This window comes from Nesterenkonia ebinurensis (genome assembly GCF_008711175.1).
Taxonomy (GTDB): Bacteria; Actinomycetota; Actinomycetes; order Actinomycetales; family Micrococcaceae; genus Nesterenkonia; species Nesterenkonia ebinurensis.
On the sequence record NZ_VWNF01000021.1, the window covers coordinates 207,877 to 233,260 of the forward strand.

Genomic DNA, 25,384 nt, shown 5'->3' on the forward strand with positions numbered 1-25,384 from the left:
GCTTAACCTCGCTCAGGCCACAACAAGCTGATTGATGCGTAGTCAAGGTCGCCAAGGCCATCAGAGACAGCTAGCTGATACACCTGGTGGGCTGCGCCTATTGAGAACAGCGGCACACCAACGGAAGTCGCAACCTCTATCGCGTGAAGGGAGTCTTTCAGCGCCATAGATACCGACATACCCCCATCGAAGTCGCGGTTCGCGACTCTCTCTTTCAACCGAAATTCGTATGGGCGGTAGACACCACTGTCGGCATCATCCAGAACTCGGAATAGCTCGGCGTCTGTGATTCCGTGCGCAACTGCCATGGCGCGAGCTTCCAGGAGGACTGACATGTTCGCATGAGCAACCGCATTGTTGATTATCTTCGCTGCCATGCCTCCACCGAGTTCGTCGAACGTAGAAAAACTCTCAGAGAACCAGTTCAGCACCTCCCGGTCTGACTCCCTCAGTCTCGTCGCATTGCCTACCAGCAGCTTTGCCTTGCCTGCCTGCATAGCTTCTACACCGGCAAGGATTGCCGTATCGAACAGTTCAATTCGATCCCCTAATCGGCCAGAAATAGTCCGTAAATACTCTGGGGGAACCGTACTTGTTTCAAAGATCCTGGCATTGTCTAAGTAAGATCCCAGTTCTTGGAGAACGCCTTCTGATGCTGCCACACTTGGCAAGCACAGAATCACATACTCGCAGGCACGGAAGTCTTCTAGCGAGAGAGCAATCTGTACATTTTCACTGGCTAAGGTCTGCGCTCGGGATAAATCAGAATCATAAGCAATGACATGTGTCTCCAGCTGAAGCCGTTCCAGCAGCGATGAACCCATCCGCCCCAGACCAACTAGTCCCACCTTGTTAGATCCCATATGGATTGTCCACCTCGTCCTCTAAGTCGATCATGACATTCTTCGTCTGCAAGTAGCTGTCAATGGCTTCCAGTCCGCGTTCTCGCCCGAGACCGGATTTCTTATACCCGCCGAAAGGTGCTTGTACAGCTGCTTGCCTGTAGGTGTTTACCCACACAGTTCCAGCTTCAATGTTCCGGGCTACACGATGAGCTCGGCTTAGGTCTCGTGTCCACAGACCCGAGGCTAAGCCGAACGGAGTGGCGTTAGCTTTCTCAATAGCCTCACCCTCGCCGTCAAAATCATCCACCACGAGCACAGGACCGAAGACCTCGGTGTCACGCAATGATGTAGAACGACCTGATATATCGAGGACTTGAGGGTTGAGATAGTTCCCGCCGGTCTCAGACCGAAGCTGATTCTCGAGGGGCCGCGTCGTCGATCTATCTGAGAATGCCTCCTTCTCAATCTCCAGCACACCGGTGATCTGCTCGAACTGCATGTCTGTTCCGATCGGCCCCATCTGCGTGGACTCATCAAATGGATTACCGACTTGGATGCTGTCTGCACGACTCGCTAGGCGATGGAGAAACGCGTCCTTAATCTCCCTTGCGAGGAGCAGTCTGCTACCCGCAACGCAGGTCTGTCCTGCCGCTGAGAAGCCCGCAACTAAAGCTCCCGTCAAGGCCCTATCCAGATCTGCATCAGCGAACACGACGTTCGGGGACTTTCCTCCTAGCTCTAAAGTGACACTATTCATCTTCTCCATGGCTATGACGCCGACGCTCCTACCTCCGCGATGCCCCCCCGTGAAACTGGAATGTTGCACGTCCTGATGGCTAACAAGATTCGTCCCGACGGAAGCATCTCCAGTCACCACGTTGACCAGCCCGGGCGGGACCTCATACTCACGGAGGAGTCCGATGAGGTGCAACGTCGATAGCGATGCGTGTTCTGAGGGTTTGATGACAGCAGCATTACCAGCGGCCAGAGCTGGCGCGAGTTTGTTGGCCAGCAGCTGGATCGGGGAGTTCCAGGCGGTAAGGATTGCAACAACGCCAAGTGGCTCCCTCAAGCTGTAATTGAAGTATCTAGCGTCGTCCAACGGCATAGTAGTGCCATAGATTTTGTCTGCAATACCTGCGTAGAAGGCGAACATCCGAGAAGCGAAGAGGATCTGCTTTTGACTCTCTTTGTGCAGCTTCCCGGTGTCCAGAGTCTCTAGATGACTCAGTTGTTGCACGTTGTCTCGAAGGCATCTAGAGATCTCCCTCAAGATCTGAACACGACTGCGGAGATCTCGCATAACTCTCATAGAGCGAAAGGTCTTAGCAGCGACTCTTACTGCATCATCAACCTGCTCCTTGGACACATTCTGAATAGCGCCTAGTGGACCGTGCGCCTCATGAGGAAACCGCAGTTCTGTCGCCTCGTCTCCCGATGCCTCAACCCAACGCCCTCCGATCACACTGCTTGTTTGAAATTGTTCTTGGAAAGTCTGAGTCAACTGGTCACCCCGTGTATCCGAAGAGCTCTTCCCAGAGCTCTGCGTTTTCTTCGAGTAGGTCTTGGTACTCCTCTGGGTCAACGACATAGATTCCCTCATCATCCAGAGGAGGCATATCCACGCCCTCACCCAAGTCAGGGGCTCCCAACTCCGGATTTATGGGGTAGTCCCCCAGCTCTAGTGCCGCCAACTGCCCGCTATCCGAGAGCGTCCAATTCAGGAAAACTTCGGCAGTGTTAGGCGAGTCCCCACCTTCCGAGAGCCCAACGATGTACTCGTTGACTGGGAACCCCTCTTCCGGAGCAACCAAGGTAATCGGCGCACCATCTTCAATCGCCACCATGCCCACCGTTGAAGGCACCGGGCCCGCAACCAACTCACCTCGAGCCATCGCATCGGTCAGCGGCGAGGCAGAGTCAAAGATCCTGGGGCTGGTATCTGCCAACTGAGACAACCACTCCTCCCCCAACACATCCAACTGGAAGTGGACCAAGTTCGCAGACGACCCAGCAGCTCGAACCTGAGTTAATCCAATATCGCCGGAAGAGATCCCGTCTTCGATCAGGTCCTCCCATGAAGTGAGCTCCTCATCGGCCACCTCATGGTTGTAGGCAAACAGGTAAGGCCGGTTGTAGGTGGTGAAGTAGAGACCGTCCTCGTGAACAGCCTCATCAGGGATACTGATGTCACTGGGAATGTCTGAGTACGAGCGAAATACCTCAGCGTCAACCAGTTGATCGATCAGGTCCCACCCGTCGATCCGGATCACATCGGCACCTAGCTGATTTGCCTGATGCTCAGAGATAATCCGCTCAGTCAACTGATTGGGAACCACACGAACGAGATCCCCATCAAGCCCTGTCTCCTCCTGGAAACGCTCTATCAGCTGCCTCTCACCAGCTTCACCTGAACCCGTATAGAGTATTAGGCCATCCTCATCCTGGGCCGCTTCCATCAACTCAGCCGAAGCAACTTCCTGTCCATCGATAACCAGCGAACCGTCATCCTGAACACCTTCACCATCACCGCCAGCCCCACCACATGCCGTAGTCAACACCAGCGCAGTAAGGGAACCAAACGCTCCCACCCTGAACATTGAGTAACTCATAACTTCGCTCCTTGCGATCTAGCCTGTGTATCCGAAGAGCTCTTCCCAGAGCTCTGCGTTTTCTTCGAGTAGGTCTTGGTACTCCTCTGGGTCAACGACATAGATTCCCTCATCATCCAGAGGAGGCATATCCACGCCCTCACCCAAGTCAGGGGCTCCCAACTCCGGATTTATGGGGTAGTCCCCCAGCTCTAGTGCCGCCAACTGCCCGCTATCCGAGAGCGTCCAATTCAGGAAAACTTCGGCAGTGTTAGGCGAGTCCCCACCTTCCGAGAGCCCAACGATGTACTCGTTGACTGGGAACCCCTCTTCCGGAGCAACCAAGGTAATCGGCGCACCATCTTCAATCGCCACCATGCCCACCGTTGAAGGCACCGGGCCCGCAACCAACTCACCTCGAGCCATCGCATCGGTCAGCGGCGAGGCAGAGTCAAAGATCCTGGGGCTGGTATCTGCCAACTGAGACAACCACTCCTCCCCCAACACATCCAACTGGAAGTGGACCAAGTTCGCAGACGACCCAGCAGCTCGAACCTGAGTTAATCCAATATCGCCGGAAGAGATCCCGTCTTCGATCAGGTCCTCCCATGAAGTGAGCTCCTCATCGGCCACCTCATGGTTGTAGGCAAACAGGTAAGGCCGGTTGTAGGTGGTGAAGTAGAGACCGTCCTCGTGAACAGCCTCATCAGGGATACTGATGTCACTGGGAATGTCTGAGTACGAGCGAAATACCTCAGCGTCAACCAGTTGATCGATCAGGTCCCACCCGTCGATCCGGATCACATCGGCACCTAGCTGATTTGCCTGATGCTCAGAGATAATCCGCTCAGTCAACTGATTGGGAACCACACGAACGAGATCCCCATCAAGCCCTGTCTCCTCCTGGAAACGCTCTATCAGCTGCCTCTCACCAGCTTCACCTGAACCCGTATAGAGTATTAGGCCATCCTCATCCTGGGCCGCTTCCATCAACTCAGCCGAAGCAACTTCCTGTCCATCGATAACCAGCGAACCGTCATCCTGAACACCTTCACCATCACCGCCAGCCCCACCACATGCCGTAGTCAACACCAGCGCAGTAAGGGAACCAAACGCTCCCACCCTCGAAACTTGAAACCTCACAACAATATCTCCTATCTGAGATTACTGAAGCCAAATCGCCGCGCGAGTAGTGCGAGTGCAGCGATTATTCCTACATAAATGACACTCAGCGCAGAAGCTGATCTAATTGCACCATTCTCATACTCGTCAAAGATCACAATGGACAGGATTCGAGTATCAGTTGTATAGAGAAATAGTGGAACAGTGAGCTCTCGCATGCTCAGCATGAGCATGAGAATAAAAACCGAAGCAATTCCCTCCTTCATCAGGGGAATGGTTATCTTTCTGACAGACTTTACTCGTGTGGCGCCGTGCATCATGGCCGATTCCTCGAGTTCTGTGTTTTGCTGCAGAAGGGAAGAGGACATGCCCCTGTACCCTTGTGGCATCTGCACAGCGATGAACGCGATCACCATGATGGCCAGCGTCCCGTAAACCGGGAGCGGCATAATGAGCCACGTCCAGAGCAAGCCCATTCCAAGGACGATTGCTGGTATTGCTAACGGAGTCATGGCCATATACTCAATGAGCGGGCTGCCAGGCTGTCGCATACGCAGTACAAGATATGCACTTATGAAGCAGAGCGCCGTTGCGAGGACTCCCACCCCTACGGAGACTATGACGCTATTAGTCGCAGCTTGTGTCACCTGAGGCCGCTCAAACGGAGCCCACAGTGCAGATATGTTGAAGTCTGCCTGTGAAAGGAGACCAGTTACCGATGGTATGAACGCAGACGGTGAAGTCGCCGTCAGGATTAGCGCACTCATGGGGAGCACGATTGACACTACAAAGAACGCAATAACACCGGCGAACAGGGGCGTACGAGCGCGTCCAAGCCTGACTAGACTCGCCCGGGCGCCTTTGCCGCCCACGATCGTGTAATTTCTTCTTCTGAGAATTCTTTGTTGAATATACGTGAGCAGGAGTACTACGCCAATCAGTAGCAGAGCTACCGCGGCCGCCTCGTTCCCTCTCTGAGGAGAGGAATTCATAAACCTGTAGATGTACGTTGGCAACGTGTTTATCCCCGAGGGATTAGCCAGGAACTGAGCGACTGGAAAGTTCTCTAGCGACAGAATGAAGACCAGGAATCCAGAACCCAGTAGTGGTGGCGTCATGAGCCCCATGGTGACCCTACGAATGACGGTCCCTTGCTTCGCACCGTGAACTCGGCCGGCTTCCTCTAGCTCTGGATTCATGAGCAGGAGAGCTGAGGACGTGAACAGGAAGACGTAGGGGGCGTAGTACACGCCTAGAACGAAAATCAGTCCAGCGAAACTGTAGACGTTCAAAACCTCGGGCAACCCCAGGTCTCTAGCGAGGACGTTCAGAAGACCGCTTCTCGGGTTACCCAGTATCGACCAAGCCAATGCAGCGACGAACGCTGGAATGAACATCGGCGCCAGTCCGGCCAGGTATACGAAAGGCTTCCACTTAATGTCGGTACGCGCGAAGATAAAGGCCAGCGCTCCTCCCGTAAACATAGCGAAGAGAGCACTTCCGAAAGCTATGATCAAGCTATTCTGAGCCGCCCCTAGCGTTGCGCCGCTCAGAATCCCACCGATGGTCTCGAACGTGAGATTGGTCAAGCTGATATTGCCAGGCCTGGGGAGTACATCAGACAGGGCAGCAAAGATAATGAGAAGCACCGGAATGCATATGAGAACAAACAGCACACCGAGAACCGTCACCTGTAGCGCTGTTGCTGCATTGAAGAACTTACGCATCAGTTGACCCCAGTTTTTGTACTGGTAGCTGCCTAATACTTCCCTCATCCACCGAGACCCTCACCTTGTCACCTCGTTGCAGAGTCAACGCAGCTTGGGGGATCTCACACTGAACTATGAGGCCGTTAGCCATCTCCACAGTTGCGAGGAAATTGTCTCCCTGGTAACTCAAACTCGTTACTGACCCACTGTCCGCCGAATCATCGTTCGTGGCCTCAAGTTTCACATGTGAGGCTCGGAAACAAACGTGGTCTCCAGAGTCGCTGCGACCGTTAAGACCACGGGCACTAATCACACAAGCACTACTGTCATCCCGAGAGAAGATGTTCTGGTACCCCATGAATGAGGCAGCTTCCACATCCACTGGGTTCTGGTAAAGGTCTTTTGGCGTACCGTACTGGACAACCCCGCCAGCACGCATCATGGCGATATTGTCTGCCAGCGCAAGGGCTTCACTTTGATCGTGAGTCACATAGATCGTCGTCAGTCCCTGTTCCTGCTGAATCCTCCGGAGTTCAGTACGAAGACGAACTCGGAGAAGAGCATCAAGGTTTGACAAAGGCTCATCCAGCAGCATCACAGCAGGATCCATAGCTAGGCTTCTCGAGAGCGCCACCCTCTGCATCTGCCCACCGGACAGCTCGCTAGCGCCGCGCTTTTCATACTGGCTCATCCCAGTGAGCTCAAGCACCTCTCCCACCTTGCGCGCCACATCACTACGGCTCAGCTTCTTCATCTGGAGAGGAAAGGCGACGTTCTCGTACACCGTCTTATGTGGCCATATTGCGTAAGACTGGAACACCATGCTCACGTTGCGCTTATTTGGCGGAACATTCGTCCTCTCTGCGAAATTGAAGACGTCGCGTTCCCCAACAGTAATTCTTCCTCCAGTTGGGGCCTCCAGCCCGGCAACGGACCTCATCGTGGTCGTCTTACCACAGCCACTCGGCCCCAGAAGAACGAGTGACGTTCCATCAGGAACTTCTAGATCCAGGTCTTTTACGGCATGAAACTTTCCATAGTGAATCTGGAGGTCTTGAAGAGAAACTCTCATATGCGCCCCTTGCATTAGTACTATGCATCACGTACATCATTAGCGTACGTGAGACTTGGATCACTGTCAACGGCGTTTTGAGTTGCGCGTCACAGTAAGCTTGTGACGCTTCAAGATCCCTGCCTTCCTCGACTGAAGCGCAGAGCTACAAGCGCGCGGCGCGCTACCAGGCCGATGCCGTTCATCAGCACTGACCCCGCAAAGTGGAGAAAGCACTGGTCGCCCATCCACTGGGACGGTTGCAAGAATCTTTCCGCTTCCCTACAACAGTGCTTGGACTCATACCTCGACTCGAACCCTAGGTCCCGTTCATTGCTTGCACTTGCTCGGAGACTTCCAAGAACTTAGCCAGTGCGGGATTCTGGTCCTCCCTCTTCCAGACAAGTCTCACTTGAAGCTCGGTGTCTTCACGCTCAGCATCCAACTTTCGATAGATAACACCAGGTGAGTAGACATGTTCCTGCACGCTGGTCTGGGTCAGTGATACCCCATAGCCAGAAGCAACGAGAACCATGCATGTGGCAGAGTCTGGTGCAACGTGGCTGATTCGAGGTATAAACCCATCCCGACTAGCAAGAGTATGAAGTCTCTGCGGCATGGAGGCTCCGGGGCCGCTAGGAAGGACAACCCAATTGTCCTTCTCAAGGTCACGCAAGGAGATTGCGTCTTGGTCTCCAAGGGGATGGTCATTCGGGAGAGCCAGAACGAGCTCTTCATACCCGATGACGCGAGATTCGACGTCAGCTGGCAGGGCGTCCCACCGTCCCAGTGCAATATCCAGGTCTCCATTAAGGACTTGCTCAAGTCCGACATACGACATCAGGGAAGATGAGAGCTCCAGCTGAATCCCGGGCAGTCGGGCACGGACTTCCTTGGCTAGAAACCCGACCACATGGTTGGTCGAAGGCCCAGAAAAACCCAGTCGGACTCTCCCGGTAAGCCCTTCATTCGCTGCGGCCACTACATCCGGAGTCCTGTCGACCAACTCCAACAACTTCCTGGCGTGAGGAAGTAGCGCCTCACCGGCTGAAGTGAGAGAAACAGACTTGGTGGTCCGGGCTACTAGAGAGCTATCCAACTTCTTCTCAAGTTGAGCCACTGAACGACTCAGTGTCGACTGCGTCAGTTGTAGCCGTGTTGCGGCACGGCCAAAGTGGAGCTCCTCCGCAACTGCCACGAAGGCTCGTGCCTGATGAAGTTCCATGCAGTCATTGTAAGGTGATTCCTCTCACGGGACTCTGACGCGGAGTCAGTGCGAGCCGAAGTCTGGCGCCGCCTGCTGGCTGCAGCTACTCACTCTTCAGCTGATCGGTGATCTCAGCGGCCCGGGCTGCCGCAGCCTTAGTCCCGGCGCGAATGGTCTGTCCCATGCTGTCGGTGTCGAAGGTGGTGATGGCCTGCTCGGTGGTGCCGTTGGGGCTGGTGACGTTCCTACGCAGTTGGGCGGCGTCATTATCGCCCAGGTTCTCCACGAGCATTTTTCCCGCGCCGTAAAGGGTCTGCGCGGCAAGCTCGGCAGCCAGCCGGGGGTCCAGGCCCAGCTCTGCCCCGGCCGCAGCCATATGCTCGGCCAGGTAGAAGGCGTAGGCCGGCCCGGAGCCCGCGATGGCCGAAAGCGCATCGATCTGGTCCTCGTCCAGCACATGCACTGAACCTGAAGCGCCCAGCAGCTCGGCCACCTGTTCCACCTGCTGCTTGCTCACGTGAGTGCCAGCGCTAAGTCCGACCACGCCAGCCCCCACGGACAGGGGGATATTCGGCATAGTGCGGATCACCGGCTGACCGGGGACCAGGGCAGCCTCCATCATCTCGATGGTCACCGCCGCGGCCACTGAGACCACCACCGCCTCAGGTTTCAGCGCATCCCTGATCTCGGTGCACACGTCGGTGATCTGGTAGGGTTTCACGCCCAGAAAGACCACCTCCGCCTGTGCAGCTGCGGTGCGGTTGGCAGCATACGCAGCTTCGGCGCTTGAACCCTCAATCGCCTCAGAAGACTCAGCGCCAGTGCCGGTCTTAGCCCGACTCAACCGGGCACCGTCTTCTGGGGATAAGACCTCAACTCCAAACTGCTGCGAGCGCCGGTGGGCTGATTCTGTGGAGCGGGAGGTTGCCAGCACATCATCAGGGGAAACTCCAGACTCCAGCAGTCCGGCGAGGATCGCCCCATTCATGGAACCCAAGCCCAGCATCGCAATTTTGGTCATGATTCCCCTCTCATTGGTCCCGGAGTTCCCTACGGGCCTGGCCGATGATGCGGTCCCGGCGGAATATCCGGTCCAGGTGCTGCATCTGGGCATCCACATCAGGCTGTCCGGAGGAAAAGGACTCCAGTGTTTCGCGGTAGCGCTCCTCAAAGAGCTGCCAGTCCCCAGCTTCCAGCTGCGGGGCAATCTCCCGCAGCTCCTCGATCGCACGCTGGGCCTCAGTGCCCTGGACGTGGGCTTCGGCTGTCACATCGGCCAAGAGCTGCAGGGTGCCTCCCTTGTCCAGGATCCCGGCAGTGTCCTTTTTGTCCTCGTCGAACCACCCCAACGCAGAAAGGCCAAAGAGGAGCACCAAAAGCGCCAGCACACACCCGATGACCAGCAGGACGATCTCCCACCACTCGTTCACACCACTCACCTTCTCCTGATAATCCTCTGCTGAATGAGTCTAAGGGCTGAGGTTCACTGCTGGCCCAGATGGGTGCGGGCGAAGGACAGGGACTCGGCGAGCATGCGTTCACGCTGTCCCACTTTGCGGGCTGTGCGGGTGGAGACCTCCACGGCCACCGCCCCATCGAACCCGGAGCCGCCGAACTCGGGATCGGCGATCAGCTGCATGGCTTCCTCAACCCGCTGATTACCGTAGCCGGGCACTAAGTGATCATCCTTGAACCCGTTGGACCAGCCGTCGGTCAGGTGCACATGCCGCAGCCGGGAGCCCAGAGCCGATATATTCTCGTAGGAGTCGTCCTCCGCGGTGGCTGCGTGGGAAAAGTCCCAGGTCACGTGCCGGTACCCGAAGGGCACCGGGTTCCAGTGCGGTAAGTACATCTTGGCCTCGCGCCCGCCGGCTCGCCAGGGGTACATATTCTCCACCGCGACCACCACACCGGTATGCTCCTCAATCTGCCCCACCAGCTCAGCGAATGCTGAAGCATAGTTGCCCTGCCACCGGAAGGGGGGATGAGCCACCACGGTCCCGCATTCCACTCCACGTGCCAGCTCGGCTGACTTCCAGAGCTTGTCCTCTGCCGAGCCCCAGACCTGCTGAGTCAGCAACAGGGTGGGTGCGTGGATGGCCAGCACCGGCAGCCCGAACCGCCAGGAATGCTCATTGAGCACACTGGCCTGCTGAGTTTCAGCCCGATGAGTAACCATGATCTCCACCCCGTCATAGCCGAGGTCCTCAGCCATGGAGAAGGTCTCAGCAACCCCCAGCGGGTAGACCGATGACGAACTCAGCGCCACCGGAATCCGCGGAAGTTCACGCTCAGACACGAGCATGCTCCACGTGGATCGCTTTGACATCCTTATGGGTAGGTCGGCGCAGCTCGCGGGCCAGGTCCACCTGTCCTACCGCCGGGGCATGGGCGATCTCCACCGAGCTGTCCCGGGCCAGGGTGTCCAGCCGGCGCAGGATCAGTCCCTCACGCAGCGCCCAGGGGCAGATGGTCAGCTCCTCGATGCCGAAGGTCTTCATGGCGGTCTCGGCCACCAGGGCACCGGCGAACACCTGTGCCGAACGCATCTCGGAGACCCCCGGCAGCTTGGCCCGCTCCTTGGGTGAGAGCTCACCCAGCTGTTTGACCAGGGGTTTGAGCTCCTTGAGGCTCAGGGTCCGCCGCACATAAGGCCCTTCGGCGGAGGCTGCGGCACCGGTCAGCCGGGCCAGCGAGCGGAAAGTCTTGGAGGTGGCGGTGACCTCCAGCTGTTGTCTCAGCTGAGGGAACTCTCGTCGGGCGGCCTCGATCTCCTCGCGCACATAGCTCTTGAGCTCTTTGATCTCGGATTTGCCCGGCGCCACCCCCGCCTCCATGGTGCTGACTAGGAAGTCTCTGGTCAGCCGTCCTGCACCCAGCGGCACCGAGAGGGCCGTGGAAGGCAGCTCGTCCTGGCCGTAGGCCAGTTCCAGGGAGCCGCCGCCGATGTCGAAGTTCAGGATGTGCCCGGCCGACCAGCCCCTCCAGCGGCGCACCGCGAAGAAGGTCATGGCCGATTCCTGCGCCCCGGTGAGCTCGGTGAGCTCTACCTGGGTCTCGGCCTGGACTCGGGGAATCACCTCCGCACCATTGGCCGCCTCCCGGATGGCGGAGGTGCAGAAGCTGAGCATATCCTCGGCCCGGTGCCGGGCGGCGAACCGCACGGCCTCGGAGATGAACCCGATCAGCTCCTGCTGGCCGGCCTCAGTGATCGCGCCCTCAGAATCCAAGTACCTCACCAAGGACAGCGGGCGCTTATGTGAGGCGAAGGCCTCCGGCTTGGCCCCGATGTGTGCATCAACAAGCAGCAGGTGCACGGTGTTGGAACCGATGTCCAGAACGCCCAGTCGCATGGGAGACCCCCTGTCCGGTTATGCCTTCGCCGCGGTACGACGCCGCCCGCCGGACTTCTTGGGAGCCGGACCCTTGGCCCGCTTCTCGGCCAGCAGTGAGAAGGCCTGTTCCTTGGTCAGCTGCTCCAGAGTCACGCTGCGCGGCACGGTGACATTGGTCTGCCCGTCGGTGATGTAGGGGCCGAACCGGCCGTCCTTGACCACCACCGGCTTCTCGGTGATCGGGTCAGTGCCGAACTCGGCCAGCGGGGGTTTGGCCGCCCCCCGTCCGCGCTGCTTGGGCTGGGCGTAGATCTTTCGGGCCTCATCCTCGGTGATGGTGAACAGCTGCTCCTCATCCTGCAGCGGCCGGGTGTCAGCGCCCTTCTTCAGGTAGGGGCCAAACCGTCCGTTGAGTGCGAGGATCTCCTCGCCGTCCTCACCAGTGCCCACGGTGCGGGGCAGGGAAAGCAGCTTGAGGGCGTCGTCGAGAGTCACTGTCTCAAGTGACATGGACTTGAGCAGGCTGCCGGTGCGCGGTCTGGGCTTGGCCGGCTTCTTCTTAGGCTTGGGCTTGCCGTTCTTGTAGTACTCGGTGGGCTGGGCGTCCAGGTGGGCCTGGACCTCCTCCTCGGTGGGATCGGGGATCAGCTCGGTGACATAGGGGCCGTAACGACCGTCCTTGGCCACGATCTCCCGGCCGGTCTCCGGATCGGCGCCCAGCACCCGACCGGAAAGGGAGGCCTGTTCGAAGAGTTCCTCAGCCTTGGCGCGAGTCAGCTCATCTGGTGCCATCTCGGCAGGGAGATTGGCTCGGTCCAGCTTGATCTCCCCATTCTCATCAGCCTCACCGTCCGGATTCGGCCGCTCCAGATAGGGGCCGTAGCGGCCCACCCGGACCTCCACGCCTTCAGCCACCTCAATGGTGTTGACCGCTCGGGCGTCGATCTCCCCCAGGTTGTCCACCACGTTCTTCAGGCCTTCCTCTGCGGTAGAGGCGCCGAAGTAGAAACCCTGCAGCCAGGCCTCGCGCTCGATCTCTCCGCGGGCAATCTGGTCCAGATCATCCTCCAGGCGGGCGGTGAAGTCATAGTCTACGTATCGCCCGAAATGCTCCTCCAACAGGCGGATCACGCTGAACGCGGTCCATGAGGGCACCAGGGCCGAGCCTCGCTTGGTCACATAGCCGCGGTCCATGATCACTGAGATGGTGGGCGCATAAGTGGAGGGCCGGCCGATCTCCCGCTTCTCCAGCTCGGCGACGATGGTGGCCTCGGTATAGCGGGCCGGCGGGGTGGTCTCATGACCCTTAGCCTCAATGTCCTCACCTGTCAGTGAATCGCCCTCGGCCAACTTGGGCAGGCGCTTGTCTGCTGCCTTCTCCGGCTTGTCACTGGAGCCGGCGTCGTCGTTGTCCTTGATCTCCTCATAGGCGGCCAGGAACCCCGGGAAGGTGATCACTGTGCCAGAAGCCCCGAAAGTGGCCGATCGTCCGTCGGAGGCTTGGCCGGTCAGTCGCACACTGGCAGTGAAGCCCTTGGCATCGGCCATCTGAGAAGCCACGGTGCGCTTCCAGATCAGCTCGTAGAGCTTGAACTCGTCCGCGCTCAACTCCCCGCGCACCTGCTTGGGCGTGCGGAAGGAGTCCCCGGCCGGTCGGATCGCCTCATGGGCCTCCTGGGCGGTCTCATTGCGCTTGGCGTAGGTACGCGGCTTTTCCGGCACTGACTGGGCACCATAGAGTTCGCTGGCCTGGCGGCGCGCAGCGTTCAGCGCCTGGGAGCTCAGCGTGGTGGAGTCGGTACGCATATAGGTGATGTAGCCGTTTTCGTACAGCCGCTGGGCCACCTGCATGGTGGTGCGGGAGGAGAACCGCAGTCGGCGGGCGGCATCCTGCTGCAGGGTGGAGGTGATGAACGGCGGCTGAGGTCGGCGCGAGTACGGCTTGTCCTCCACCGAGTCCACAGTGAACGCGGCACCGGTGAGCCCTTCAGCCAGAGATTCTGCGTCCGTCTTATTGAGAACCACGACGCCGCGGCGAGAGTCTTTCAGTTCACCTTTGTCGGTGAAGTCGGAACCGGCGGCGATGCGTTCGCCGTTGACCGCGTGCAGCTTGGCGGTGAACGTTCGCTCGCCTTCCGAAACCTGCTGCGGAGCTTCCGGGGCACTGCTCGCTCTCTTAGAAACTACCGTGGAGAACTCGCCCGTCAAATCCCAGTAGCCGGCAGAGATGAAGGCCATACGTTCGCGCTCACGGTCCACCACCATCCGCGTGGCCACTGACTGCACACGGCCGGCGGAGAGCCCTTTGCCGACTTTGCGCCAGAGCACCGGGGAGATCTCATAGCCGTAGAGCCGGTCGAGGATGCGTCGGGTCTCCTGGGCGTCCACCAGGTCAGAATCGATCTCCCGGGGGTTCTCCATAGCCCGGGTGATGGCCTCTTTGGTGATCTCGGTGAAGCTGAGCCGGTAGGTGGGGATCTTGGGCTTGAGCACCTCATAGAGGTGCCAGGCGATGGCTTCACCTTCTCGGTCGGCGTCGGTGGCGAGGTAGAGCTCGTCGGCCTCTTTGAGCTGTTTCTTCAGCTCACGGACCTTGGACTTCTTGGACTCAGAGACCACATAGTAGGGTTCAAACCCGTTCTCCGGGTCCACAGCGAATTTGCCGAAGGGGCCCTTCTTCATGTCAGCGGGCAGGTCCGAGGGCTGCGGGAGGTCACGGATATGCCCGGCGGAGGCGTCCACGATGAAGTCATCGCCCAGGTATTTGGCGATGGAACGGGACTTGGCCGGGGACTCAACAATGACCAACTTTTTGCCTGACACGAAACTCCTTGGGCTCTGCAGTGCGGTGCGGTGCTCACTATAACTCAATCGGCACCATCTGCTTTCTGCGTTGTTGCTGCCTCCGTTTCCTGGTCCTCCAGGAAACCCTCGGTGTAGAGGTCGAGGACTTCATGGGTGAGGGCATCCTCATCTGCCTCGGTCAGGGAGCAGACCGCGGTGATCAGCTGGGCGGCGGTGAACTCGCCGTCGGCCGCCGCCATGAAGCCCGCAGCTGCCGAGCTGACCGGTCGGCAGCGGCGCAGCCCGGCACCCTGACGGGCGATGATCACCTCGGGATGCTCGGCACCGAAGCGCTGGTAACGCTCTTCGGTGACAGCCTCTGGCACGATGAGAACCTGTTGGAGGACGGCGTCAGCGTCATGTTCAGCGGCGAGCGCCCGTTGGACGGTCTCTCCGATGACTGGACCCAAAGGCTGCTGGACCTCTCCGGTGAGCTCTTCATAACAGGTCCAGGGGCTGGTGGGGAAGTGGGCGGCGTTATCTGCGGGTTTCTGCAGCCAGATCAGGCCGAAGCCGATCTGGGTCACTTGCCGGGAGGCGAAGTCCGCGATGTACTCGGCGTACCGGCGCCGGTAGTCGACAAGGCTGCGCTCCTCGGAGGCGTCGCGCAACCAGGTTTCGGCGTACTGGGCCGGGGTCTGCACATCGCGCTGGATGAACCAGGCGTTCAACCCAGCAGACTCCACCCAGGCTCGTGGCCGGGTGTGCCAAGCGTCATCATTCTGATAAGACTCCCAATTCCCTAACATCTGCGCCGTGCCGCCGGGACTGAGCACCGCAGGCAGCCCGGTGATCAGCTCCTGCATCAGGGCATCACCCTCACGCCCGCCGTCGCGGTAGGTGTAACGCTCAGCCTCGGACTCTCCTGGGGTGCGCGGGGTGATCACGAACGGCGGGTTGGAGACCACCAGGTCGAACCGCCGAGCGCCCACCGGTTCCAGCAGGGAGCCCTGAACCAGCTGCACCCGGTCTTCCAGATGCACTGGATCCAGTCCCAGGGCCGGGGCATTGAGCAGCAGATTGAACCGGGCGAAGACCAGAGCGCGCTCCGAGAGATCAGTGCCGGTGACATGCTCAGCATGGTCCAGCAGGTGCAGCAGCTGGATGCCGCAGCCGGTGCCGATGTCCAGTGCGGTCTTCACAGCCCGGCGGTGGGTGATCCCGGCCAACGTCAAGCTGGCCTGGCCTACCCCCAGCACGTGGTCATGCGGCAGGGCGCCGGTGACCTGATGAGCGGAGAGATCAGAGGTGACCCACAGGTCCTTGCTGCCTGCCTTAGTTTCCGCCAGGTAGGGCCGCAGGTCGCAGGCAGGCCAGACCCCGGTGTGCCCGGGCTGGGCCAGGCCGAGCTGGCGAAGGCCTTCCACCCCGGTGCGCGGTAGGGCGGCGGTCACCTGCTCGTAGGAGACTTCCACTGCCACCAGCCACAGCGCGGTGAGCACCGCGCATGGGCGGTACCAGGACGGGTGGGAGACGTTCGCCTCGGGGGACTCGGCACCTGCGCCGGTCTCCGCTCGGCTCAATCGGTCGACGTCACTTGGGATACTCTCCAGCAGTTTCTGGACACGTAGCTGCCCGGGCACAATCTGCTCCCGGTCCAGGGCGGCCACCGCTTCGAGACCGAGCAGCTCGGCCACCCCGTCATTGGTGAAGCCTGCCTCAGCCAAATCTTCACGCAATGAAGCGATCAGCCCCAAGTTCTGCGAATTGGGCGGGCCGGGTGCAGGCGGGAAGGCAGTCATAGACCCAGCCTATGCCGGCCCGGCGCCCCCTAGACTGAGTGCCATGGCATGGCATGCGGCAGTGGTGGGCTCTGGGCCCAATGGGCTAACCGCTGCTTACCAGCTGGCACGGGCCGGGTGGCAGGTCACCGTCTATGAGGCGGCCGGTGCTCCCGGCGGGGCGGCCCGCTCTGCTGAGCTGTTCGGGCCTCAGCTGATCAGCGATCTCGGTTCCAGTGTGCACCCGCTCACCGCGGCCTCCCCGGCTTATGCGGAGCTGGGGTTGGAGTTCGTGCACCCGCCGATTGCTGCCGCGCACCCTTTGGACAGCACTGAGCACGACGACGCCGGGCCAGTTCTGCTCCACCGCAGTCTGGCCGATACTGCCGCCGGGTTGGGTGCCGATGCGGACCTCTGGGATTGGATCGTCGGGCCTCTGGTCAATAACTGGAACGCGGTACGTCAGGCGATATTCACCCCGCCCTCCACTCCTTTTTCCGGAGCCGGTCCGGGGCTGTGGAACCTGGTGGGACGCGCTGTCGCCTTCGCCCAGTTCGGAGCAGCCGGAGCCATGCCGGCTGCGAACCTGATGCGCAGCTTCAAGACCCAGGAGGGCCGGGTGCTGTTCGCCGGACTGGCTGCTCACTCCACCGGTCCGCTGAGTGCCCCGTTGAGCTCTGCCTTTGGTGTGCTCTTAGGGGCTGCGGCCCACACTGTGGGCTGGCCGGTGCTCCGCGGCGGGTCCCAACAGCTGGTCAATGCTTTAGTTGCTGAGCTGGAAGCCCATGGTGTGCGGATTTTCACCGGATTCGCAGTGGAGGGCATCACAGAGGTTCCGCTGCCCGGGCTGCGACAGGGTGTCCGACCCGACCTGAAGCGCCGTGGTTACCGGATCGACGGGGTTCGGTACGGCAGCCGGGGGCACCGGCGCCGCTCCGGTGACCAGGTCGCCGACGTCGTCGTACTGGATCTGACCCCTGCACAGGTGCTCAGGCTTGCCGGGCTGCGGCTCACTGAGCGGGTGCAGCGCCGGATGGGCCGCTGGAACTATGGCCCTGGGGTGGTGAAGATCGACTACCTGATGGACGGGCCGCTCCCCTGGGCGCGCTCGGAGCTGGCCGCAGCCGGCACGGTGCACCTGGGCGGCAGTGCCGAGCAGATCGCCGCCAGTGAGGCGGCCGCAAATAAAGGGGTGCTGCCTGGGCGGCCCTATGTGTTGGTTGCCCAGCCCAGTGCCGCCGATGACTCCCGCACTCCTGATCATCGGACGGTCTGCTGGGCCTACGCGCATGTTCCGCGCGGGCTTGGCGCCGCGGGGACTGCCCGGGCGGCCAAGCTGATCGAGGAGGAGATCACCAGGTTCGCCCCGGACTTCCGTGACGCTGTGCTGAATCGGAAAGTCTGGGGCCCGGCCGAGCTGGAGGCCTGGAATGCCAACCTGGTGGGCGGAAGCGTGAGTGCGGGGCTGGCCACTCTGGGTCAGACCTTCGCCGGCCCGGCGCGGGTGCGCCGACCCTACTCGTTGGGCCAGGAGGGCATCTATATGTGCTCAGCGGCCACCCCGCCCGGCGGCGGTGCCCACGGTATGGCCGGCTTCAACGCCGCTGCCGCAGTCCTCCGTGACACCCAAGCCCGCTGACCAGTCCCAGGCTCATGCTCAGCCGGCCTAGGAGGTCATGAAGCCGAGTATCAGCATAGCGACACCCATCACCACCGCCGCGTAGAAGAGCACCATGATGACGTACCCCATCACATCCTGAAGCTTGAGCTTGGAGATAGCCAGCACCGGTAGAAGGAACATGGGGGTGAGCATGTTCGTCCATCCGTCGCCGATCGAGGCAGCCACAGCGGTTGCCGCGCCGCTGGCGCCCACGGCGTTGGCCGCTTCGATCATCACCGGCCCCTGGATCGCCCACTGGCCACCACCCGAAGGGATCAGCACATTGATGAGACCCGCGGAGAGGAACGTCCACAGTGGCAGCGTGTTCTCGTCGGAGACCTGGACGAACAGGTCCGAGAACATCACCACCAGCCCGGAGCCGGTCATGATCCCCATGATGCCTGCATAGAACGGGTACTGCACGATCACCCCGCCCACGGTCTTGACGCCTTCGGCCATGGCAGCCAGAAAACGCGAGGGCCGGGCGAAGAGCAGGAACGCCAACATCAGGAAGATGAAATTGACCGAATTGAGATTGAGCTGGCCCCCGTCGAAGAAATAGATCACCGAGTAGATCAGGCCCAGGGTGCCTGTGACGACGCCGCCGAACCAGTGCCTGTTCAGACGCTGCCCGAGCCCCATGGATTCGGGATCCACCGGCGGCTCTTCGGGCGGGCGGACCGTCTCTGGGTCGATCGGGATCACTTTGGCGGGATCCTTTGGATGCAGCATCGCCATGAAGAACGGCAGAGTCACGATGGTGAAGATGGACAGTGCCAGCACCACCGGGTGGAAGATGGTCTCAGAGAGTGTCTCGATGCCCATCTGCTCCTCCAGGAAATGCCCCGGGGTAGCCACGGTCAGCGGGATGGTGGCCGACATCCCGGCGCCGTAGATCACGAATCCCCCGTAGGCGCCGGCGATGACCAGCGGATAGTGCGCATCGCGGACGTTGACGGCGATCTTCTGAGCGATCAGGGTTCCGACGATCAGTCCGAATCCCCACTGGAACCAGCTGGCCACCCCGGTGACGAACACCGCCATGGCCACTGCGGTCTTCGGGGAGGTCGGAATGCTGGCGAGCCGGTCCAGTATGCGGTCAGCCGCCGGGGTGCTGGCCAGCAGGTAGCCGGTCAGGATGATAAGCACAACCTGCATACCGAACTCCAGCAGGCCCCAGAAACCTTCACCCCAGTAGGTGATGACGTCCAGGGGGCTGCTGCGTCCGAAGATCAGTGCCAGCACGATGCTGGCGACGGTGAGCAGAATGGCAATCACCAGCGGGTCGGGCAGATAGCGGCGGGCCAGTCTGCTGAAGAACTCTGCTAGGGCAACCATGAGGTGTTCCTTTTCTTTCGTGGTCGGCGGCTATGCGGACCGGTTCGGGTGTGAGGTCAGATCAGCATGCTCAGAGGATGTTCGACGCAGCGTTGGACGGTGTTCAGCAGCCGCGCCGCGACGGCCCCGTCGATGATTCGGTGATCGGCTGAGAGCGTCACGGTCATCACCGACCGGGAGCTGACTTCTCCGGTGTCGGTGATGACCGGTACGCGCCGGGTGGAGCCTGCGGCGAGGATTCCGGAGTGAGGCGGGTTGACGATGGCGTAGAACTCCCTGATGCCGTACATGCCCAGATTGGTCAGGCTGAACGACCCGCCCTCGAGTTCGTCCCCGGTGATGCGCCCCTGCTCGGCACGGGACTTCAGCTCCTGCGTCCGGGCAGCCAGGGCGCCCAGCGAAAGGGTCTCTACGCCCTTCACCACCGGAGTGAGCAGGCCTCCGCCGGAGGTGGCGACCGCTATGGCCACATCAGCATGGTCGAAACGGGTGATGGCGTCCCCGTTCCAGATAGTATTAGCCTCGGGAACCTCGCGCAGCGCATGCCCCAGGGCTTTGAGCAGCAGGTCATTGACAGTGATCCGAGCACCACCGAGAGTCTCCTGACTGGTGTTCAGCTCACTGCGCAGCCGCAGAAGCTCGTCGACCTGCAGATCAGTCGCCAGATAGAAGTGCGGGATAGTGGACTTCGAAGTGGTGACCCGGTTCGCGATCGCCCGCCGCATCGGGGTCAGGGGCTCCCGGCGGCCGGAGGGGCCTGTCTCCGGGAGCGTGCCGTGGTCCGGCGCCTCTGCGGCCTGGAGCTCGTGTACGGGATCTGCGGCGCGTTCGACGTCGGCTCGCACGATGCGCCCGCCGGGACCGCTGCCGGCGATGGACTCCGGCGCCAGACCGAGTTCCTTGGCGCGCCGGCGGGCCAAGGGAGAGATAAAGGTCCTTGCGGGTGTGCCCTCGGTCTCGCTACGCGATTCCGGCACGTCACCGGGCTCCGGATGCGAGGCGCTCACCGGCTCTTTGCCCCGAGATGTCTGGGCCGAGACGTCAAGGGCCGCATCGAGATCGGCCTCGGTCTCGCCCGCCTCCAGGACCACGGCCACAGGTTCCCCCACGGGTACGCTTGCACCGGCCTCCGCCAAGAGTCGGGCCACCGTCCCGGCGGCCGGAGAGGTGAGCTCGATGACTGCTTTCTCCGTCTCGATCTCCCCGAGCGGCGCACCGGCGCTGACCTGGTCCCCCGGTGCCACGTGCCATACGTGCAGGGTGGCTTCCGAGGAATCTGCGACTACTGAGGGCATGGTGACGATCTGCGGCATCACTGACCTTCCGTTCTGCGACCTAGGCCGCGAGAGATTTCGTCGAGTCCTGCGGTGATCTCCTCAAGCCCTGCATTGGCTGCCTCTTCGAGCACCTTGGAGATCGAGGGACTGGCTTCCCCTCCGGTGACCCGCTGTACGGGCTGATCCAGATAGTCGAAGTATCTGCGCTGGATCTCATCGGCCAACCATCCTCCGTAGGAGGTACCGCGTGTGCCCTGCTCGACGATGAGCACACTGTTGCACCGTCTAATGGAGCCTCCGATCGTCTCCCAGTCCAGGCTTGCCCGATCCAGCCAGCGCAGGTCGATGACCTCGGGGTCCAGATCCTCGCGCCGGTCTGCTGCTGTGACACATCGCTGGACGAGGTTGAGGTAGCTCAGTACCGTGACGTCGGACCCGGGACGGCGAACTGCTGCCTTCCCCAGGGGAAGGCGGAACGAGCGGTCCCCTTCGGGGACATGGTGGTTCTGGGGGTAGAGGTCGACGTGTTCCAGGACCAGCACAGGATCATCGAGGTCCAGGGCGGTGTTCATCAGTCCGATGTAGTCACTGGCGGTGGAGGGTGCGACAATTCGCCACCCCGCGCTGGTGGCGAAGATTCCCGCCGGGTCCATAGAGTGCTGGGAGCCATACCCAGTTCCCATGGCGACCTTGGACCGCAGAACAACGGGCATTGCGGTCTGACCGCCGTACATATGACGGGCTTTGGCTATCTGATTGAAGACCTGGTCGGCGGCCACCCAGAGGAAGTCGGAGTACATGAACTCCACCACCGGCTTGTACCGGCCGGTCATGGAGAGTCCCCCGGCGAGTCCGGTGAAGGCGTTCTCGCTGATCGGGGTCCCGAGAGTTCTCTCGGGGAACCGCTCGGTCAGGTCCTTCGTCGCACCGTTGGTGCCTCCTTTGAGTCTGTGCACGTCCTCCCCGAGGACGATCACACCGGGGTCCTGCTCCATGCGTTCGGCCAGGACCGCAGCGATGGCATCCGAGAATTTCACCTCCTCCTCGGCTGGCGGAGAATCCGGAAGCAGATGTCCCTGAAGGATGCTCCCGGCAGCGGCGTCGGATCTGATGTAGGCGTCGACACTGTCGGTGTCCGGGAGCAGCTCCGCGCGGATGCGCCGACCACCGCTGGAGGAGGTTTCCTCCAGGAGCTCGTCGACGACGGAGGCCACTTGGGCCTCGACACTGGCTCTGAGTTCCTCGTCCTGCTCCTGGGTGAGGATATCCAGCGAGGTCATCCTCTCCACCAGGGCGGTGATGGGATCTCTCTGTTTCCACTGCTGCTCCTCCTCCTTGCTCCGGTAGCCAAACGCGGAGCCGGGGAAAGGGCCGTTTTGGTGGAAGAACCGGTAGGTCAGCGCCTCGATCAGGGTCGGACCGCGTCCGGCCCGCATGTGAGCGATGGCCTCGCGTTGGGCGAGATAGACGGCCAGCGGGTCCATACCGTCGACCTGCCAGGAGCGGATGCCGAAACCGGGGCCGCGTGCGACCAACGGTTCCTCACCGGTGACTTCGGAGATATGGGTGGAGACCGCGTACTGGTTGTTCTCCACGAAGAATCCCATCGGCAGCCGCCAGGCCGCGGCAAGGTTGAGTGTTTCCAGGGTGGAACCGATATTCGCTGCTCCGTCACCGAAGTAGGTCACGGTGACCGACAGGCTGGTGTCCCCGGATGCAGCTTCTGTACCGTCGTACTTCTGGGCCAGGGCGTTCCCCGCGGCGAGTGGAACCCCTCCGCCGACAATGGCATTAGTGCCCAGAGCGCCCGCTTCGTGCCACTGCAGGTGCATGGATCCGCCGCGACCTCCGCTAAAGCCGATCCGCAGCCCGAGAATCTCCCCCAGTGTACGGTGCAGCAGCTCCCGGTGCTCATCGCGTTTGAGCGCGTCTGATACCGGGATCCCCTCAGGGCTCAGATACTGCAGCGCCTTGCTGAGGAACTGGTGATGCCCGCGGTGTGTGCCGTTGACGCCATCGCCGTTGCGCAGTGCCAGAACGGAGCCGACGGCGGCGGCCTCCTGCCCGATGCTGGAATGCGCTGGTCCGTGAACGAGCCCCTCCTGCGCCAAGCGGAGAATGGCTTCCTCGAAGGAGCGGATCGCCCGCATGTGAACCAGCATCGTCTCCAGCAGCCCCCGGTCGGCGTGGATCCAATCGTCCTCGGCAGCTTCCAGGTGCAGGCACTCTACCCGGGGTGAAAGTGGTCTGTGGCGTGGCACGGGCGCTCCAAAAGAGATGGACAGTAATGTGATATGACCCACAGTAAAGGTAGATTGGATCCAATGCAAGTCTTTAGCTCGCTAAATCACCAAATAGCACCTATTATTGGATCCATGACGAGTGTGACGAGTCTCTCATTTCATAAGACTCTATCGAGGTCTCCTAGCATGGAGGGGCGAAAGGAGACCATGGCCCGCACACCATCAATGTCTGCCCGGATCGCCGAGACCCTCGAGGAGCGGATACTCGTCGGTGATCTGCTGCCAGCGGCCCGGATCAGACAAGAGTCCATCGCCGAGGAGTTTGGCGTCAGTCGCCTGCCGATCCGTGAAGCGCTCAGGATTCTCGAGTCGAGGGGGCTAGTTCGCCTCGTGGCCTCCACCGGGGCCTGGGTCTCCTCACTGGACCTGGCGGAGTGCCGAGAGATCTACTTTCTCCGTGAGCGGCTCGAGCCCTTCCTCCTCGGCGAGGCGGTGGAGGCCCATTCCGAAGAGTCGCTGAACGAATTGGAGTGGCTCGCCGTACGGATGAGAGAGGTCGTGACCGTCAGCGAGTTCGTGAACCTCGACCGCCAGTTCCATCTGACCTCCTTCCAGCCGGCAGCCATGCCCAGGCTGCTGACTATGGCCGAGCAGCAGTGGAACACCACCCAGCACTATCGGCGTGCCTTCGTTCAGCTGATCGGCCTGGAGAACCTGGAGGAGACCCACCAGGAGCATCTGCTGATCACTTCGGCCCTGCGTCGCAGGGATCGGCGTTCGGCGGAGGATCTTTTTGCACTGCACATCAGGAAGACTCGGATGTCGCTGGAGCGGCATCCCGAGATCTTCCATACGTGATCCTGTGATGGAGCTGGTAATGGAGCGAAGAGTCCGCCCCGGGATTCCGGGGATACGAGGCACAGATCATATCGGTTTCACCGTGCCGGACATGGAGGAGGCCCATACCTTCCTCACCGAGATCATCGGATGCGAGCATGTCTACTCGCTGGGGCCTTTCCCCGCGGATCCGAAGTTCATGGCTGAGAAGCTGAATGTGCACCCAGAGACGGTGATGCAGCAGATCCGCTTTTATCGCTGCCACACAGGCGCGAACTTCGAAGTCTTCCACTACTCGGCCCCCGACCAGCGGGTCATCATGCCCAAGAACAGTGATATCGGCGGGCACCACATCGGACTGTATGTAGAGGATCTCGATGCCGCTGTGGGCTTCCTGCGGAAGCGCGGTGTGCGGGTCCTCGGCGAACCCACTGCCAGTTCCGGTCCAAGTGAGGGCCAGCGGTGGGTCTACTTCCTTGCTCCCTGGGGACTTCAATTCGAGCTCGTTTCCTTCCCTTCAGGGAAAGCGTACGAAAGCTCGGCCAAGACCAAGCTTTGGGATGCTCGCTGCCCCAGTTCATAGCGCCGCAGAAATCAGTGCAAACAAGCTGTGGTCTGGGCTTGGCTGGCAGGGTGCTTACTGGTTGGCAGCGTGCAGGAGTCTCCGGCCTATGCTCCCGAAGGTATCTCAGATCAGTCTTCTAGGGCGCCGATCTCAAACTCTTCCAGCTGCGCCTCGGGGCCTTCGTCTCCGCCGTGCTGCTGGGTGAACTGCTCGGTGGCGTCAGTCCCGCAGAGCTGTTCGATGCGTTCTGCACCTCCAGGGTGCTGGTCGATCCACTCAGTCAGGTCGTAGACAGTTTGGTCGACGACAGCCCAACACGAATCGGTGGAGTCGTTCTCCTGCACCTCTGTGAACGCGATCTCCTGATCTGAGAGGTCCTGCCCGGCTGCCTCGTCCTCGGCCCCGTTCTCCTCCGCGGTGGCGGTGTCTGCCTCCACGGGATCGGTATCAGGGCTGGTCTCGTCGTCGGCGCAACCTGCTGCCAGCAGGAGTGCGCCTCCCAGGAGCGGGACGGTGAGCATTCGGCACAGGCTCAGGTGATGCTGAAGGACTCTCATGCGGTTCTCCATGTTCTTAGTCGATGGGCTGGTTTTTCAGGTCGGTGACTCTCGGGTTCTCGCAGTGAGGGGCACTGCCGTCTTCTGCGCTGTGAAGATCCAGAAGGCGACCCATGCGGCGAGGACTGTGACCACCAAAGCGCCGACTACGTGCAGTGCCAGTGTCATATAGCTCCCCAGTGCTGCTTGTGCGAAGGTCAGCCCGAACAGGGCGAAGGCAGCCACCGCCGTTGGGATTCCGGACCGGGTGACCCAAGCATGCACGCCGAGAGCCGATGCAAGCACCCCGGAGAAGACGTGGATCGCCAGAGCTCCGGCACCGTGAAAGTCCAGTCCGCGGGCATCTTGAACGAGCAGACCCGCCGATGCGAACAGGACGGCCAGAGAGACCAGGGTGAGCACAGCGGCGATTCGGGCGCACAGCAGGGTCATGGATGCGAGTCTCATGGGAGGTAGTACGGAGGCCAGCCTGGTATGGATTG

Annotated in this window: 21 protein-coding genes; 3 read left to right on the forward strand and 18 right to left on the reverse strand. The window is 60.8% G+C overall.

What is annotated here, in order from left to right:
• Nucleotides 1-2 precede the first annotated feature (2 nt).
• The 13 genes from F0311_RS08535 to F0311_RS08595 all read right to left on the reverse strand — a co-directional run bounded on the left by F0311_RS08535 (nucleotide 3) and on the right by F0311_RS08595 (nucleotide 16,446).
• Nucleotides 3-863, reverse strand: coding sequence for an NAD(P)-dependent oxidoreductase (locus F0311_RS08535; protein ID WP_150461507.1), 861 nt, complete (start codon nucleotides 861-863; stop codon nucleotides 3-5).
• On the reverse strand, nucleotides 853-2,451 hold the full coding sequence (locus F0311_RS08540; RefSeq protein ID WP_150461508.1) for an aldehyde dehydrogenase family protein: 1,599 nt from the start codon (nucleotides 2,449-2,451) through the stop codon (nucleotides 853-855). The genes F0311_RS08535 and F0311_RS08540 overlap by 11 nt, the downstream gene beginning before the upstream one ends.
• Nucleotides 2,354-3,457 (reverse strand): ABC transporter substrate-binding protein, encoded by a 1,104-nt coding sequence (locus F0311_RS08545; RefSeq protein ID WP_150461509.1) that lies wholly within the window; start codon nucleotides 3,455-3,457, stop codon nucleotides 2,354-2,356. The genes F0311_RS08540 and F0311_RS08545 overlap by 98 nt, the downstream gene beginning before the upstream one ends.
• Before the next feature lie 18 nt (nucleotides 3,458-3,475).
• Nucleotides 3,476-4,426 carry an ABC transporter substrate-binding protein gene (locus F0311_RS08550; protein WP_150461510.1) on the reverse strand — a complete coding sequence of 317 codons (951 nt, stop codon included), beginning with the start codon at nucleotides 4,424-4,426 and terminating at the stop codon, nucleotides 3,476-3,478.
• 164 nt (nucleotides 4,427-4,590) lie between these two features.
• Nucleotides 4,591-6,285 (reverse strand): ABC transporter permease, encoded by a 1,695-nt coding sequence (locus F0311_RS08555; protein WP_150461511.1) that lies wholly within the window; start codon nucleotides 6,283-6,285, stop codon nucleotides 4,591-4,593.
• Complete coding sequence (locus tag F0311_RS08560; RefSeq protein ID WP_150461513.1) at nucleotides 6,278-7,339, reverse strand: ABC transporter ATP-binding protein; 1,062 nt, start codon at nucleotides 7,337-7,339, stop codon at nucleotides 6,278-6,280. Before F0311_RS08560 ends, F0311_RS08555 begins: the two co-directional genes overlap by 8 nt.
• A gap of 298 nt (nucleotides 7,340-7,637) precedes the next feature.
• Nucleotides 7,638-8,543 (reverse strand): LysR family transcriptional regulator, encoded by a 906-nt coding sequence (locus tag F0311_RS08565; RefSeq protein WP_150461515.1) that lies wholly within the window; start codon nucleotides 8,541-8,543, stop codon nucleotides 7,638-7,640.
• Between the two features lie 85 nt (nucleotides 8,544-8,628).
• The gene (gene proC / locus F0311_RS08570) at nucleotides 8,629-9,549 is read right to left on the reverse strand and encodes a pyrroline-5-carboxylate reductase (protein WP_150461666.1); all 921 of its coding nucleotides are present in this window, start codon (nucleotides 9,547-9,549) and stop codon (nucleotides 8,629-8,631) included.
• Between the two features lie 7 nt (nucleotides 9,550-9,556).
• The gene (locus F0311_RS08575; RefSeq protein ID WP_150461516.1) at nucleotides 9,557-9,964 is read right to left on the reverse strand and encodes a hypothetical protein; all 408 of its coding nucleotides are present in this window, start codon (nucleotides 9,962-9,964) and stop codon (nucleotides 9,557-9,559) included.
• Between the two features lie 44 nt (nucleotides 9,965-10,008).
• Nucleotides 10,009-10,824, reverse strand: coding sequence for a sugar phosphate isomerase/epimerase family protein (locus F0311_RS08580; protein WP_396897430.1), 816 nt, complete (start codon nucleotides 10,822-10,824; stop codon nucleotides 10,009-10,011).
• The gene (locus F0311_RS08585) at nucleotides 10,817-11,878 is read right to left on the reverse strand and encodes a Ppx/GppA phosphatase family protein (RefSeq protein WP_150461518.1); all 1,062 of its coding nucleotides are present in this window, start codon (nucleotides 11,876-11,878) and stop codon (nucleotides 10,817-10,819) included. The genes F0311_RS08580 and F0311_RS08585 overlap by 8 nt, the downstream gene beginning before the upstream one ends.
• A gap of 18 nt (nucleotides 11,879-11,896) precedes the next feature.
• Complete coding sequence (gene topA, locus F0311_RS08590; RefSeq protein ID WP_223881226.1) at nucleotides 11,897-14,683, reverse strand: type I DNA topoisomerase; 2,787 nt, start codon at nucleotides 14,681-14,683, stop codon at nucleotides 11,897-11,899.
• A gap of 44 nt (nucleotides 14,684-14,727) precedes the next feature.
• The gene (locus F0311_RS08595; protein WP_150461519.1) at nucleotides 14,728-16,446 is read right to left on the reverse strand and encodes a DUF7059 domain-containing protein; all 1,719 of its coding nucleotides are present in this window, start codon (nucleotides 16,444-16,446) and stop codon (nucleotides 14,728-14,730) included.
• A gap of 43 nt (nucleotides 16,447-16,489) precedes the next feature.
• Between F0311_RS08595 and F0311_RS08600 the strand changes: the two genes are divergently transcribed.
• The gene (locus tag F0311_RS08600; RefSeq protein ID WP_150461520.1) at nucleotides 16,490-18,064 is read left to right on the forward strand and encodes a phytoene desaturase family protein; all 1,575 of its coding nucleotides are present in this window, start codon (nucleotides 16,490-16,492) and stop codon (nucleotides 18,062-18,064) included.
• A 27-nt stretch (nucleotides 18,065-18,091) separates the two neighbouring features.
• On the opposite strand, the gene F0311_RS08605 is transcribed toward F0311_RS08600, so the two are convergent.
• From F0311_RS08605 to F0311_RS08615, 3 genes are read right to left on the reverse strand one after another with little or no spacing between them, the layout of a single operon-like run.
• The gene (locus tag F0311_RS08605; RefSeq protein WP_150461521.1) at nucleotides 18,092-19,423 is read right to left on the reverse strand and encodes a short-chain fatty acid transporter; all 1,332 of its coding nucleotides are present in this window, start codon (nucleotides 19,421-19,423) and stop codon (nucleotides 18,092-18,094) included.
• A gap of 56 nt (nucleotides 19,424-19,479) precedes the next feature.
• On the reverse strand, nucleotides 19,480-20,736 hold the full coding sequence (locus F0311_RS08610) for a dihydrolipoamide acetyltransferase family protein (protein WP_150461522.1): 1,257 nt from the start codon (nucleotides 20,734-20,736) through the stop codon (nucleotides 19,480-19,482).
• Nucleotides 20,736-22,961 (reverse strand): alpha-ketoacid dehydrogenase subunit alpha/beta, encoded by a 2,226-nt coding sequence (locus F0311_RS08615; RefSeq protein ID WP_150461523.1) that lies wholly within the window; start codon nucleotides 22,959-22,961, stop codon nucleotides 20,736-20,738. The genes F0311_RS08610 and F0311_RS08615 overlap by 1 nt, the downstream gene beginning before the upstream one ends.
• Before the next feature lie 189 nt (nucleotides 22,962-23,150).
• Between F0311_RS08615 and F0311_RS08620 the strand changes: the two genes are divergently transcribed.
• Both F0311_RS08620 and F0311_RS08625 read left to right on the forward strand, forming a co-directional pair.
• On the forward strand, nucleotides 23,151-23,801 hold the full coding sequence (locus F0311_RS08620; protein WP_150461524.1) for a GntR family transcriptional regulator: 651 nt from the start codon (nucleotides 23,151-23,153) through the stop codon (nucleotides 23,799-23,801).
• 19 nt (nucleotides 23,802-23,820) lie between these two features.
• A complete protein-coding gene (locus F0311_RS08625; RefSeq protein ID WP_150461525.1) occupies nucleotides 23,821-24,363 on the forward strand; it encodes a VOC family protein in 543 nt (180 codons plus the stop codon).
• A gap of 110 nt (nucleotides 24,364-24,473) precedes the next feature.
• On the opposite strand, the gene F0311_RS08630 is transcribed toward F0311_RS08625, so the two are convergent.
• Both F0311_RS08630 and F0311_RS08635 read right to left on the reverse strand, forming a co-directional pair.
• Nucleotides 24,474-24,902, reverse strand: coding sequence for a cytochrome b5-like heme/steroid binding domain-containing protein (locus F0311_RS08630; protein WP_223881227.1), 429 nt, complete (start codon nucleotides 24,900-24,902; stop codon nucleotides 24,474-24,476).
• Nucleotides 24,903-24,938: 36 nt separating this feature from the next.
• The gene (locus F0311_RS08635; RefSeq protein WP_150461526.1) at nucleotides 24,939-25,334 is read right to left on the reverse strand and encodes a hypothetical protein; all 396 of its coding nucleotides are present in this window, start codon (nucleotides 25,332-25,334) and stop codon (nucleotides 24,939-24,941) included.
• Between the last annotated feature and the right edge of the window lie 50 nt (nucleotides 25,335-25,384).

Bases quoted from the DNA above. Each gene is read 5' to 3' on its own strand.
- F0311_RS08535 (WP_150461507.1), bottom strand. From the start codon at position 863: ATGGGATCTAACAAGGTGGGACTAGTTGGTCTGGGGCGGATGGGTTCA.
- F0311_RS08540 (WP_150461508.1), bottom strand. From the start codon at position 2,451: ATGATGAGGGAATCTATGTCGTTGACCCAGAGGAGTACCAAGACCTAC.
- F0311_RS08545 (WP_150461509.1), bottom strand. From the start codon at position 3,457: ATGAGTTACTCAATGTTCAGGGTGGGAGCGTTTGGTTCCCTTACTGCG.
- F0311_RS08550 (WP_150461510.1), bottom strand. From the start codon at position 4,426: ATGGAAGCGGCCCAGGATGAGGATGGCCTAATACTCTATACGGGTTCA.
- F0311_RS08555 (WP_150461511.1), bottom strand. From the start codon at position 6,285: ATGCGTAAGTTCTTCAATGCAGCAACAGCGCTACAGGTGACGGTTCTC.
- F0311_RS08560 (WP_150461513.1), bottom strand. From the start codon at position 7,339: ATGAGAGTTTCTCTTCAAGACCTCCAGATTCACTATGGAAAGTTTCAT.
- F0311_RS08565 (WP_150461515.1), bottom strand. From the start codon at position 8,543: ATGGAACTTCATCAGGCACGAGCCTTCGTGGCAGTTGCGGAGGAGCTC.
- F0311_RS08585 (WP_150461518.1), bottom strand. From the start codon at position 11,878: ATGCGACTGGGCGTTCTGGACATCGGTTCCAACACCGTGCACCTGCTG.
- F0311_RS08595 (WP_150461519.1), bottom strand. From the start codon at position 16,446: ATGACTGCCTTCCCGCCTGCACCCGGCCCGCCCAATTCGCAGAACTTG.
- F0311_RS08600 (WP_150461520.1), top strand. From the start codon at position 16,490: ATGGCATGGCATGCGGCAGTGGTGGGCTCTGGGCCCAATGGGCTAACC.
- F0311_RS08605 (WP_150461521.1), bottom strand. From the start codon at position 19,423: ATGGTTGCCCTAGCAGAGTTCTTCAGCAGACTGGCCCGCCGCTATCTG.
- F0311_RS08610 (WP_150461522.1), bottom strand. From the start codon at position 20,736: ATGCCGCAGATCGTCACCATGCCCTCAGTAGTCGCAGATTCCTCGGAA.
- F0311_RS08620 (WP_150461524.1), top strand. From the start codon at position 23,151: ATGGCCCGCACACCATCAATGTCTGCCCGGATCGCCGAGACCCTCGAG.
- F0311_RS08625 (WP_150461525.1), top strand. From the start codon at position 23,821: ATGGAGCGAAGAGTCCGCCCCGGGATTCCGGGGATACGAGGCACAGAT.
- F0311_RS08630 (WP_223881227.1), bottom strand. From the start codon at position 24,902: ATGAGAGTCCTTCAGCATCACCTGAGCCTGTGCCGAATGCTCACCGTC.
- F0311_RS08635 (WP_150461526.1), bottom strand. From the start codon at position 25,334: ATGACCCTGCTGTGCGCCCGAATCGCCGCTGTGCTCACCCTGGTCTCT.